This is a genomic window from Bradyrhizobium sp. USDA 3262, assembly GCF_054060035.1.
In genome coordinates, this window is sequence record NZ_JBSSCT010000001.1 from 3,499,268 (window position 1) to 3,511,820 (window position 12,553).

Here is a 12,553-nt window from a genome sequence, read left to right on the forward strand (position 1 = left end):
CGATGATGCGGAATGATCCGATCAAGCATGTCTTCATCTGGCCGGCGGTGCTCGTCGTGCTGGCGATCTCGATCTTTCCGCTGATCTATTCGCTGACCACGAGCTTCCTCAGCTACCGCCTGATTCCGCCGATCCCGCCGCGCGTGGTCTGGCTCGGCAATTATGCGACGTTGTTGCAGGAGCCGCGGTTCTGGAATGCGCTCTTCACCACGACGCTGATTGCGCTGATCGCGGTCGGGCTGCAATACGCGATCGGGTTCGGCGTCGCCCTGGCCCTGAACGCGCGGGTGCCGGGTGAGCGGCTGTTCCGTGTCGCCCTGCTGCTGCCGATGCTGCTGGCGCCGGTCGCGGTCGCGCTGGTGGCGCGCATGATCTTCAATCCGACGATGGGACCGCTCAACCAATTCCTGTCGAAGTTCGGCCTGGTGAACCTGCCGTTCCTGACCAATGGACATTCGGCGCTCGCCTGCATCATCGCGGTCGAGGTCTGGCAGTGGACCCCGTTCATCATCCTGATGATGCTGGCCGGGCTGCAAACGCTTCCCGAAGATGTCTACGAGGCCGCCGAGCTCGAGAATGCCAGCGCCTGGCAGCAGTTCTGGGGCATCACCTTTCCGATGATGCTGCCGATCTCGGCCGCCGTCGTCTTCATCCGTTTGATCGAGAGCTACAAGATCATGGACACGGTGTTCGTGATGACGGGCGGCGGGCCGGGCGTGGACACCGAGACGCTGACGCTGTTCGCCTATCAGGAAGGCTTCAAGAAGTTCAATCTTGGCTACACATCGGCGCTCAGCTTCCTGTTCCTGATCGCGATCACGATCATTGGCGTGACTTACCTGGCGCTGCTGCGGCCGCATCTGGAGAAGCGCCGATGAGCGGGCAGGGCTTGACGGGACTGTCGCCATGGAGCCGCCGCCTCGTCGCAGCCGGCGTTCTCGTCTGGTGCCTGATCACGGTGTTTCCGCTCTATTGGGTGGTGGTGACCGCCTTCAAGACGCCGCCCGGCGTCGTCGGCGGACCGACCTATCTGCCGTTCATCGACTTCACGCCGACCTTGCAGCCCTTCATCGATCTCTATCAGGGCATCCGCGGCGAGTTCTTCCGGACCTTCCTGAACTCGACCATCGTTGGCCTGTCCGCGGCGGCCATCGCCACGGCGATCGGCGCGATGGCGGCCTATGCGCTGGTGCGCTTCGAATTCAAGGTCCGCCTCGGCGCGGGCCTCGCGTTCTTCCTGCTCGCGCTCGGCGGCTACCTGCTGTTCAACACGACGTTCGGGTTCACCCGCCCGCAGGCCCTGTTGCTGGCCTTTCCGATCGCGCTGATCGTGGCCGTCGCCGCCAATCGCCTGCCGCTGCCGGGACCGATCCTCGGCAATGAGGACATCCTGTTCTGGTTCGTCAGCCAGCGCATGTTCCCGCCTATCGTCACTGCCTTCGCGTTGTATCTGCTCTACAGCGAGATCGGCCGGCTCGGCTTCCAGTTGATCGACAGTTTTGTCGGCCTGACGCTGTGCTACGTCGCCTTCTCGCTGCCGATCGTCGTCTGGCTGATGCGCGACTTCTTCGAGGCTGTGCCGATCGAGGTCGAGGAGGCGGCGATGGTCGACAATGTGCCGAGCTGGCGCATCTTCCTCGGCATCGTGGTGCCGATGTCGATGAACGGGCTGCTGGCGACGTTCATGATCACGCTGGCCTTCGTCTGGAACGAGTTTCTGTTCGCGCTGTTCCTGACCAATTCCAGATGGCAGACGCTGCCGATCCTGGTGGCGGGACAGAACAGCCAGCGCGGCGACGAATGGTGGGCGATATCGGCTGCGGCGCTCGTCGCCATCATTCCCATGATGATCATGGCGGGCCTGCTCAGCCGGATGATGCGGTCGGGCCTGCTGCTCGGGGCCATCAAATAGCAAAAAACCTTGTAGGGAGGACTAGACGATGTTGCGACGGACGTTCCTGATGCTGACCACCTCGCTCGCGATGGCCTGTGCCGCGAGCCAGGCGAATGCTGCCTGCAGTCCGGACTATACCGGCGTCACCCTGACGGTGGCGTCGCAGACCGGGCCGTATATCGCCTCCGCGCTCAAGCTCGGCGCGGACGAATGGGCCAAGAAGACCTGCGGCAAGGTCAATGTCGTCGAATTCCCGTGGTCCGAGCTCTATCCGAAGATCGCGACATCGCTGACGGCGTCGGACGCGACCTTCGACCTCGTCAGCTTCGCGCCGGCCTGGCTGCCTGATTTCGTGCCCTATCTCAGCGAGATGCCGAAGGAGATGCAGTCCGGCAAGGACTGGGACGATATCGAACCTGCCTATCGCGAACGGCTGATGGTGTGGGAAGGCAAGATCTACTCGCAGTCGATGGATGGTGACGTCCACACCTATACCTACCGCACCGACCTGTTCAGCGATCCCAAGGAGAAGGACGCGTTCAAGGCCAAATACGGCTACGACCTCGCGCCGCCGAAGACCTGGAAGCAGTATCTCGACATTGCGGAGTTTTTCCAGCGGCCAGACAAGGGGCTGTGGGGAACGGCGGAAGCCTTCCGCCGCGGCGGTCAGCAGTTCTGGTTCTTCTTCAGCCATGCGGCGGCCTACACCAACAATCCGAACTATCCGGGCGCGATGTTCTTCGACCCCGAGACGATGGACGCGCAGATCAACAACCCGGGATGGGTGAAGGGGCTCGAGGAATACATCAGGGCGTCGAAGCTCGGGCCGCCCAACGCGCTGAACTTCTCGTTCGGCGAGGTGAACGCGGCCGTGGCCGGCGGCCAGGTTGCGGAATCGATCGGCTGGGGCGACACCGGTGTCATCGCCGCCGACCCGAAGCAGTCGAAGATCTCGGGCAAGGTCGGTTCGGCGATGCTGCCCGGTTCGGACGAGATCTGGAACGCCAAGACCAAGAAGTGGGACAAGTTCCCGAGCGTGCTTCCGGGCCCGTTCATGGCATTCGGTGGCTGGCAGATCGCGGTGCCGAAGGCCGGCAAGAACCAGAAGGCGGCGTGGGATTTCGTCAAGACACTGACAAGTCCTGAAGTGTCGGGCCAGGCGGCGATCACCGGCGGCAGCGGTGTCAATCCCTATCGCAAATCGCACACGGCCAATCTGCAACTGTGGAGCAAGATCTTCTCGCCGGAAGAGGCCAAGGAATATCTCGGCGCGCAATCAGACTCCATCAATGCCAAGAACGTCGCGCTCGACATGCGCCTGCCCGGCTACTTCTCTTATACCGAGGTGGTGGAGATCGAGCTCGGCAAGGCGCTGGCCGGCCAGACCACGCCGCAGGCGGCGCTCGACGCGATGGCCAAGGAGTGGAATCGGCTGACCGACGAGTTCGGCCGCGCCAAGCAGCTCGCGGCCTATCGCGCGGCGATGGGCCTTCCACCGAAGAACTAGCTTTCCAGTGAGAGGTCCCGGATGATGCGCGAACATCGTCCGGGACTTGACTCGCCGTCGACGAAGGGGCGGAAAAGGATTCCATGGCGCACGTCGAGATCGAGAACGTCAGCAAGGCATACGGGCCCTACAAGATCATTGAAGGGCTCGACCTCAACGTGGCCGACGAGGAGTTTGTCGTGCTTGTCGGCCCGTCCGGCTGCGGCAAGACGACGACGTTGCGCATGATCGCGGGACTGGAGGCGGTGACGAGCGGAACCATCCGCATCGGCAATCGTGACGTGACGCAATTGCGTCCCGGCTTGCGCAATTGCGCGATGGTGTTCCAGAACTACGCGCTCTATCCGCATATGACGGTCGGAGAGAACATCGGCTACGGCATGAAGGTGCGGGGCGAATCGCGCGCCAGCATCGAGAAGGCCGTCAATGACGTGGCGCGCGTGCTGGACCTTGAACAATATCTGCAGCGCCGGCCCAAGCAGCTCTCTGGCGGGCAGCGCCAGCGCGTGGCGATCGGCCGTGCCATCGTGCGTAGCCCGGATGTGTTTCTGTTCGACGAGCCATTGTCCAATCTCGACGCCAAGCTCCGCATCGAGATGCGGACCGAGATCAAGGCGCTGCACCGGCGTCTCGCCAAGACGATCGTCTATGTCACGCACGACCAGGTCGAAGCCATGACCATGGCCGACCGTGTCGTGGTGATGAACCGCGGCCGCATCGAACAGGCGGCCGATCCGATCACGATCTACGAAAAGCCCAGCAATCTCTTCGTCGCCGGTTTCATGGGCGCGCCCAGCATGAATTTCATCGATGGCAAGATCATTGCCCGCGACGGCGCGCTCATTTTCACCGAGCCGTCGGGCACGGTGTTGAGAGTGCCGAAGTCACGCGAGGCGGCCTATGCCGGCAGCGTCGGTAAGCCCGTGGTGCTCGGCGTCAGGCCCGACCATGTGTTGCGGCAAGACGCGCCGGCGGGCTCTTCCGTCCGGATCCTTGTGAAAGACGTCGAGCCGCTCGGGCCGCACACTCTGGTGATCGGGACCGTCGGCCCATTCGCGTTCACGGCGCAAATGCCGGTCGGCGTCGCCGCGGAACCGGATCATGTCATCGACGTCGCGCTCGATCTTGAGCGAACGCACTTGTTCGACAAGGCGTCTGGGACGGCTATTTGCTGAGCTGCCGCAGCCTGGCTCGACAACCGCCTGCCTAGCTTAAGAAACCTCGCGCGCGCCGGACCGTATCGGACGGATACAGGCCGAAGGCCGAGCGGTAAACCGCAGCGAAACGGCCCATATGCGTAAAGCCCCACTTCAGGGCAACTTCGCTGACCGGAAGCATGTTCTCCGGTCGCGACAGCTCATCGTGGATGGCCTCAAGCCGAATTTGCCGCAAATAGGCGACCGGCGTCGTGCCGTGGATTTTGCGGAAGCCCAATTGCAGCAACCGGCTGCTGACCCCAACCGTTGCGGCAATATCCGATATCGTCAGCGGCAGATGCGGATTGGCCCGCATATACTCGACCGCACGCCGAATGTAGCGCGGCGGCGCATCCAGCGGGTGGCGGCTCAACCGGTCCGTCAACCGATGAGGAACGTTCTCAAGGATGAGCTGTATCGCTGCTTCCGATAGCAGCGCGCTGGCTTTCGGAGAGCGTACCAGGATCCCGTCATACAAACCGGTGGTGCTGGTGCGGACAAGCTGAAGAAGCGTCTGTCCAATGCCGGTCGACAAGTCGACGATCGACGTCAGATTGAGATCTTCCAGCGCCGTGCTCCCGAACGTCGCAGACAGCACCTTGGTAACTACGCCCGTATGCAAGGTGAGCGTGACGCTTGAGTATCGTCCATCGACCGCTTCGACCCGCTGCGCCTGCATTGTCGGAAGGGGCACGATGGCGATCTCGGAGGGGGTCCGCTGGATGCTCTTTCCTGCAATGAGCATTTCGGCCTGGCCGGCATTCAGCAGGCTTATTGCGAGCTCTCCGGCGGAATTCTCGTAAGAATAGCGCCAATCCCAACCGGCCGACAGATCGGCCCGCACGACGTCAATTTCCGCGCCGATGGCTATGTCCGCATGCCAACGAAACGATTCGTCAGGTCGCGGCGAGGAATGCGCATTGATGCCGTGGGGGTGGAGCATTTCAAGGAGTTCTTCAAACGAAGATCCCGATCGCGCGGGAGGTGCAGCGAGTACGTCTTCGACCATCAAATCCCAACCATCGGATGATTGCTGTTTCGCGGATTGCCCGATCCATCAGACCGGTTTTCCGCTGTTGAGGGGCGACCGCCCGCACGCATAGACCGCATCACCACACTAGCACAGCTTTGGTGATTTCGGGTCGTGTGCCCTTTCTCACAATTTCTTCAGTATCCGAATAGCGAACAGAATATCCAGATCGCGCAATCGAGCCGCGAAAGCTAGCATTTGATCTAACCGCTCGCCTGCATCGAGCGAACGTTCCGATTCAATCCGTCGCGCCGACGTCCGAGAGCACCAGCGGATGCACAGCATTCGCGATCGACTGTCCTAGCCACAATCCGAACGCCTCCATCCGGAATGCGACGTCGTCCATGGACTCGTAGCCCATTTGGCCTAAATCGTCACGACCAACTCAAACGGGTTATGAAAGCATGTTTACAAGGATTACTTGCGTACTCGCGCTTACAGTTCTTTCGTCCATGCCTGCGCTGGCCGATGGTTGCGCAGATCACGTCCAGAGCACCGGCGTTCCCATGGTAACGGGCATGACGCACAAGACCTGGATGATCTTCCCGTCGGTCAATCCCGGTGCCGCCCTCGACAAGGTGTCCCGCGCCGTTCTGGCGGAGGGTTTTGTCGGTGTGAACGTCGACAAGAAACTCGGCACGCTGACCACCCAACAGGAGACCACCGGATCCGGCCGGCCACAAACGTTGCAGGTCGTGGTCCGCAAGGACGGCAAGGGTAGCCGCGTCGATGCGACCTTCAGCTTGCCGCCGGGACAGTTGGCTCCAGGTGTCGGCGATAACCTCTGCCGCGTCGTGAACGCAGCCGGCCAATGAGCTCCATCCATCTGTGAAGCAGGCTGACGCGCGAATTGTAACCGGCCGCGCGTGTCCGGGTGTCGTCCGGTCCGGGACCAGGCGAGCCCATCCATGTCGAGGGAATCGGGACGCAGGTGCCGGCCTGCGCCCACAGCAATGAAGCAGGAGATCTGATGCGTAGGGCTCGCTTTGCGAAAGTTGTTTTGATGGCCGCCACCGGTGCCATGGTGTTTTCGGCCTCCGCCATTTCGGCTCCGTTGCAGCACCGTGCCGGCGTTGCGGCGGCAGTGCCGTCGTTGACCGAGAAGGTCTGGTGCCGTTACGGGCAGTGCTATGACAATGGCGGCGGCGCTGCCGTCGGCGGACTGGTCGGTGGTCTGATCGGCGGCGTCATCGCGGCCGGTGCAGCCAACGCGGCCGCGCAGCAGGAAGCTGCCGCCGCCCAGCAGCACGCGGCGTCCTGCGCCCAGCGCTATCGCTCGTACGATGCGGCGTCGAATACGTTCCAGGCAAAGGACGGCCGGCGGTATCCCTGCCAGTGAGCCTGCAGCAGGCTTGCGGCACCGGAACGGCGGAGTGAAACCGCCGCTCCAGGCAATAATCCTCGGCGCCGAGCTGAGCACGAATGGAGCTCCGGCCAGTGAGCCGGAGCGGGCGTTCGAGCGCCCCAGGAGCCGCAACGTGGCTTGCGAATTGGCCAGGACCTTTGACTGAACGGGTTCCCGCGCTGCGCCCGGATGCGCGGATCGAGCGGATTTGTCGGGAATCGCAGAGCGGGCGGCCCACGGCGGCTTCTGACCCGATCGTTTTCTATGCTATCACGCGATCCGTCGAAACTGCGCTCGCGGCAGGATCTGCCCGAACCTTACGAATCCGGATCTCGATGATGCTGTCGCTTCCCAAGACCAAAATACGCGTGCTGCTGCTGGAAGGCGTGAACGAATCCGCGGCCCGGATGTTCGAGGCGAACGGCTACACCGAGCTGCAACGTCTGCCCAAGGCGCTGGGTCCGAAAGAACTCCGGCAGGCGCTGTCGGGTATCCATATGCTGGGAATTCGCTCGCGGACCCAGTTGACCGCGGAAATCCTCGAGGCCGCCGACCGATTGCTCGTGGTCGGCTGCTTCTCGGTCGGCACCAATCAGGTCGATCTCGACGCCGCGCGGAAGCTCGGAATCCCCGTCTTCAACGCGCCATACTCCAACACCCGCAGTGTGGCGGAGCTGACCATCGCCGAGATCGTGATGCTGTTCCGCCGGATCTTTCCGCGTTCGGTCTCCGCGCATGCCGGCGGCTGGGACAAGTCCGCCGAAGGCAGCCGCGAGGTGCGCGGCAAGACGCTCGGCATCGTCGGCTACGGCAACATCGGCTCGCAGCTGTCGAACCTCGCCGAAGCCATGGGCATGCGCGTGATCTATTTTGATCAGACCGACAAGCTCCGCCATGGCAATACCGAGCCCGCCGAATCGCTCGACGCGTTGCTCGCAGCCAGCGACGTCGTATCGCTACATGTGCCGGAGACGCCGGCCACCGCCAACATGATCGGCGCGGCCCAGCTCCAGCTGATGAAGCCTGAGGCCTATCTGATCAACAACTCGCGCGGCACCGTGGTCGATCTCGATGCGCTGGCGAGCGCACTGCGTGAGGGCCGGCTGGCGGGTGCCGCGGTCGACGTGTTTCCGGTCGAGCCGGTGTCGAACGAGGCGCGCTTTGTCTCGCCGCTGCAAGGTCTGCCCAACGTCATCCTCACGCCGCATGTCGGCGGTTCGACGGAAGAGGCGCAAGATCGGATCGGCGGCGAGGTTGCACGCAAGCTGATCGATTATTCCGATGTCGGGTCGACCTTCGGCGCGGTCAATTTTCCGCAGGTGCAATTGCCGGCGCGCCCGACCGGCACCCGTTTCATCCATGTTCATCGCAACGTTCCCGGCGTCATGCGCCAGGTCAACGACGCGGTCTCCCGGCACGGGATCAACATCTTGGCGCAATATCTGCAGACCGATCCGGAAGTCGGTTATGTCGTGCTCGAGACCGACGTGGTCGGCGGCGAGGGCGAGGGGTTGCTGGCCGATTTGAAAGCCATTGACGGCACGATCCGCGTGCGGGTGCTGTACGACCAGAACCGGCCGCAGGGGTGATCGACTTCGTCAGTCGGCCGAGAAGCCGAACGGCACGCTCGAGGTCCTGAAATCGTCCGGAAGAATCTCGCGTCCGATCGGGGGCGCCGATCGCGCCGCGCATCTTGGCCGATGACAGACCCGGCATGCGACGCCGATCGGCGTCGGGTCGTCGGCATTCGGTCCCTGTCCGTCGCGCGTGTAGATCAACTGGCCCGCATGTTCGGCGGCGCAGCCGATCGCAATCGCCCGCTCCACGCGGATGGCGCCGAACGCGCCGCCGCCGGCGGTCACGGTACGGGCGATCGAAAAGAACCGCTGCCCGTCGGGCAATTCCAGCCATTGCGTGACGATCTGGCGCGGCGTCTTGAAGATATCGTGCACTGACCAAAGCGGACATGCGCCGCCGTGCTTTGCAAACGGGAAGCCGGCGCCGTCGAGCAGCTTGGAAATGTTGCCGGCCGGATCGACCCGGATCAGGAAGAACGGGACCTTCTCCAGACCCGGCCGTTGCAAGGTCGTGACGCGGTGCGCGATCTGCTCGAAGCTGGTGCCGAATTGCCGCGCCAGCGCCTCCAGATCGTAGCGGCGCGCCTCGACCGCCTTCGCGAACACGGAATACGGCATGATGAGTGCGGCGGCGGCATAGGCCGCAAGCGCACGGCGGGCCAGCAGCTCGGCGCTTTTGGTCGTAAACTTGCCGGCTTCGACGGCGGCGCCGATCTCGTTTTCCAGTTCCAGATAGGCAAGTTGCTTGGCCAGTTGAAAATTCAGGCCTGCGGTATCGAGCGAGTCCTCGAGCAGCAATTGTCTGCGATGCAGGTCCAGTCGCCTGATCGAACCCAGCATGACGTTCGGCGGCAGATAGCGGACCTGGAGTTTATGCCGCTCCCGAAGCCGCTCGATAAACCCGGCCGGCCCGGCAGGTTCGTGGACGAGCCGCTCGGCGGCATCGTCGAGGCTGGCAAAATTGTTGCGGCGCGCGGCGAGAAAGCGCCGGACTTCCGCGACAGGATCGTTGGCGTCAAAGTTCTCCTGACCCGGTGAAGCGATCGCCAGGTCCGGAGCTCGTCGCTCTGCAAGCGCCAGCTGCTCTTCGCGGTAGGCGGTGTAGAGGCGCAGGAACGCCTCGGTCATTCCGGGATAACTGACCGCGAGGTCGCTGACCTCGAGCGCGGGGATGTCGATGTCGGCAAACATCGGCTCCTTGAGGACGGACTGCATGCGGGCGGTATGATCGGCGCCGCCGTCACCGGCGAGGTCGGCCAGATCGATCTTGTAGGTGCGGGCGAGCCGCAGCAGCATGTCGGCCGTCACCGGGCGCTGATTGCGTTCCAGCAGCGCCACATAGGGGGCCGAGATTTCGAGATCGGCGGCCATGTCGGCCTGGGTCAGCCCGAGGTCGCGCCGCAGCCGGCGCAGTCGCGGACCCATGAAAACGGAACGGGCGCTTGAGGTTACCATCGCCATATCCAAGATTTGTAAGATTATTACAACAATACATCGGTTTCTTGTAAGTTATGACAAGTTTTCCGCGCCAGGTCTAGCTCCCGATGACGCCGCGCGTCACAAACGGTGCAGTTATTTCGTCACCGAAGGGATCACGGACATGAACTTCCAACCGCGCGGGATCAGCGACCGGGCCATCCAGGGACCGGCTTCGTATCAGAGCGAGATCGAGGCGGCCGAAGCGCTGCTCAAGAACAAGGACACCTGGAACGGCGTCACCGCCGAAGCCGTGGCGCGGATGCGCCTGCAGAACCGCTTCAAGACCGGTCTGGATGTCGCCCGTTACACGGCTGCGCTGATGCGCGCCGACATGGCCGCCTATGACGCCGACAGCACCAAGTACACCCAGTCGCTCGGTTGCTGGCACGGCTTCATCGCCCAGCAGAAGCTGATCTCGGTCAAGAAGCACTTCGGCAATACCGACCGCCGTTACCTCTATCTCTCCGGCTGGATGATTGCGGCGCTGCGCTCCGAGTTCGGCCCGCTGCCGGATCAGTCGATGCACGAGAAGACCTCGGTGCCGGCCCTGATCGAGGAGCTCTACACCTTCCTGCGTCAGGCGGATTCGCGTGAGCTCAACGACATCTTCCGTGCGCTCGATGCGGCTCGCAAGGAAGGCGACAAGGCCAAGGAAAAGGCGCTGATCGAGAAGATCGACAACTTCCAGACCCACGTCGTGCCCGTCATCGCCGACATCGACGCCGGCTTCGGCAATGCCGAGGCGACCTATCTGCTTGCCAAGAAGATGATCGAGGCGGGTGCCTGCGCCCTGCAGATCGAGAACCAGGTCTCCGACGAGAAGCAGTGCGGCCACCAGGACGGCAAGGTGACCGTGCCGCACGAGGTGTTCATCGCGAAGATCCGCGCCTGCCGCCATGCGTTCCTCGAGCTCGGCGTCGAAGACGGCATCATCGTGACCCGCACCGACTCGCTCGGCGCCGGCCTGACCCAGCAGATCGCCGTGAGCCACAAGCCCGGCGACATCGGCGACAAGTACAACAGCTTTCTTGATTGCGAGGAAGTGACGGCGGCCAACGCGCGCAACGGCGACGTCATCCTCAACCAGAACGGCAAGATGATGCGTCCGAAGCGTCTGCCCAGCAACCTCTACCAGTTCCGTCCCGGCACCGGTGCGGATCGTTGCGTGCTCGACTGCATCACCTCGCTGCAGAACGGCGCCGACCTCTTGTGGATCGAGACCGAGAAGCCGCATATCGAGCAGATCGCCTCGATGGTCGATCGCATCCGCAAGGTCATTCCGAACGCGAAGCTGGCGTACAACAACTCGCCGTCGTTCAACTGGACGATCAACTTCCGTTGGCAGGTCTATGACGCGATGAAGGATGCCGGCAAGGATGTCAGCAAGTACAACCGTGCCGAGCTGATGAAGCCGGAATACGACGAGACGCCGCTGGCGATCGAAGCCGACGAGCGCATCCGTACCTTCCAGGCGGATTCGGCCAAGCGCGCCGGCATCTTCCACCATCTGATCACGTTGCCGACCTATCACACGGCGGCGCTGTCGACCGACAATCTCGCGAAGGAGTATTTCGGCGAGCAGGGCATGCTTGGCTACGTCAAGAACGTGCAGCGCGCGGAGATCCGCCAGGGCATCGCCTGCGCCAAGCATCAGAACATGGCGGGCTCCGACATCGGCGACGATCACAAGGAGTACTTCGCCGGTGAAGCTGCCCTCAAGGCGGGCGGCGCCCACAACACGATGAACCAGTTCGGCTAATCGATCGAACGGATCATTCGACTATCGGCTGGACGGCCCGGCGCGCGAGCAGCCTGGCCTGTCCGCCGGCGGCGGGGCGATTTTCGACCACGGTGACGCGGTCGAGATCGCCCCGTAACGTTTTTGGGCACGATCCCCTCAAGCCCGCCCATCTGCAGAGGTTCGCGCATTCCACGCGTGTGTGGTAATGCGTCGCTGCGATCTCAAGAGCATGCCGCGCGATGAGTGTCGGGCACTACGCATCCGCCGTCACCAGCTCCGCCGTGATGGAACTGCTGAAGCCGTTCGATCCCCGTATCGTCGGAACGCTGCCGCTCGGCCTCGCCGTGCCCGGCAGCGACATCGATATCGTCTGCCATGCGTCCGACCCGAACGCATTCGCGGACATCGTTTGGGCTCACTATCAAGCGTGCGATGATTTCGCCCTCTTCCGGTGGACCTCGGGGACGCGGCCGGTGATTGCCCGCTTTGTGTGCGACGGCTGGCCGTTCGAACTGTTCGGTGATCAATATCCGGTGGAGCAGCAGCGAGGCTGGATCCACTTCGAGGTCGAACGGAGGCTCCTTGCCCTTGATGATGGACAGCTGCGGCGAGCCGTCAGCGAATTGAGGGCAGGCGGTCTCAAGACCGAGCCTGCGTTCGCTACCGTGCTCGGGATATCGGGCGACCCCTATCGTGGATTGCTTGAGCTCGCGGCCGAAACGGACGCCGAGTTACATGCCCGGCTCGCGGCGTGCGATTTCGGCTAATCGCCAAATTGCTGAAA

General features: G+C 62.9%; 11 protein-coding genes. 9 read left to right on the plus strand and 2 right to left on the minus strand.

Features of this window, described 5'->3' with window-relative positions; translation table 11 throughout:
• Positions 1 to 2: 2 nt before the first annotated feature.
• From ACVWYP_RS16110 to ACVWYP_RS16125, 4 genes are all read left to right on the plus strand, one after another.
• The gene (locus ACVWYP_RS16110; RefSeq protein WP_304498986.1) at positions 3 to 878 is read left to right on the plus strand and encodes a carbohydrate ABC transporter permease; all 876 of its coding nucleotides are present in this window, start codon (positions 3 to 5) and stop codon (positions 876 to 878) included.
• Positions 875 to 1,912, plus strand: a complete 1,038-nt coding sequence (locus ACVWYP_RS16115; RefSeq protein WP_304498987.1) for a carbohydrate ABC transporter permease — start codon at positions 875 to 877, stop codon at positions 1,910 to 1,912. The genes ACVWYP_RS16110 and ACVWYP_RS16115 overlap by 4 nt, the downstream gene beginning before the upstream one ends.
• Before the next feature lie 49 nt (positions 1,913 to 1,961).
• A complete protein-coding gene (locus tag ACVWYP_RS16120; RefSeq protein WP_233475792.1) occupies positions 1,962 to 3,401 on the plus strand; it encodes an extracellular solute-binding protein in 1,440 nt (479 codons plus the stop codon).
• A gap of 83 nt (positions 3,402 to 3,484) precedes the next feature.
• Positions 3,485 to 4,576, plus strand: coding sequence for an ABC transporter ATP-binding protein (locus ACVWYP_RS16125; protein WP_304498988.1), 1,092 nt, complete (start codon positions 3,485 to 3,487; stop codon positions 4,574 to 4,576).
• 31 nt (positions 4,577 to 4,607) lie between these two features.
• On the opposite strand, the gene ACVWYP_RS16130 is transcribed toward ACVWYP_RS16125, so the two are convergent.
• Positions 4,608 to 5,606 carry a helix-turn-helix transcriptional regulator gene (locus tag ACVWYP_RS16130; protein WP_304498989.1) on the minus strand — a complete coding sequence of 333 codons (999 nt, stop codon included), beginning with the start codon at positions 5,604 to 5,606 and terminating at the stop codon, positions 4,608 to 4,610.
• A 539-nt stretch (positions 5,607 to 6,145) separates the two neighbouring features.
• On the opposite strand from ACVWYP_RS16130, the gene ACVWYP_RS16135 reads away from it, so the two are divergent.
• From ACVWYP_RS16135 to serA, 3 genes are all read left to right on the plus strand, one after another.
• Complete coding sequence (locus tag ACVWYP_RS16135) at positions 6,146 to 6,442, plus strand: hypothetical protein (protein ID WP_244435956.1); 297 nt, start codon at positions 6,146 to 6,148, stop codon at positions 6,440 to 6,442.
• Between the two features lie 155 nt (positions 6,443 to 6,597).
• Positions 6,598 to 6,966, plus strand: a complete 369-nt coding sequence (locus tag ACVWYP_RS16140) for a BA14K family protein (RefSeq protein ID WP_304498990.1) — start codon at positions 6,598 to 6,600, stop codon at positions 6,964 to 6,966.
• 341 nt (positions 6,967 to 7,307) lie between these two features.
• Positions 7,308 to 8,561, plus strand: coding sequence for a phosphoglycerate dehydrogenase (gene serA, locus ACVWYP_RS16145; RefSeq protein WP_304498991.1), 1,254 nt, complete (start codon positions 7,308 to 7,310; stop codon positions 8,559 to 8,561).
• 9 nt (positions 8,562 to 8,570) lie between these two features.
• Here the strand turns inward: serA and ACVWYP_RS16150 are convergent, their stop codons facing one another.
• On the minus strand, positions 8,571 to 10,004 hold the full coding sequence (locus tag ACVWYP_RS16150; protein ID WP_304498992.1) for a helix-turn-helix domain-containing protein: 1,434 nt from the start codon (positions 10,002 to 10,004) through the stop codon (positions 8,571 to 8,573).
• Positions 10,005 to 10,149: 145 nt separating this feature from the next.
• Between ACVWYP_RS16150 and ACVWYP_RS16155 the strand changes: the two genes are divergently transcribed.
• Positions 10,150 to 11,787 (plus strand): isocitrate lyase, encoded by a 1,638-nt coding sequence (locus ACVWYP_RS16155; protein ID WP_304498993.1) that lies wholly within the window; start codon positions 10,150 to 10,152, stop codon positions 11,785 to 11,787.
• 221 nt (positions 11,788 to 12,008) lie between these two features.
• A complete protein-coding gene (locus ACVWYP_RS16160) occupies positions 12,009 to 12,536 on the plus strand; it encodes a DUF4269 domain-containing protein (RefSeq protein WP_304498994.1) in 528 nt (175 codons plus the stop codon).
• The last annotated feature ends 17 nt before the right edge of the window (positions 12,537 to 12,553 follow it).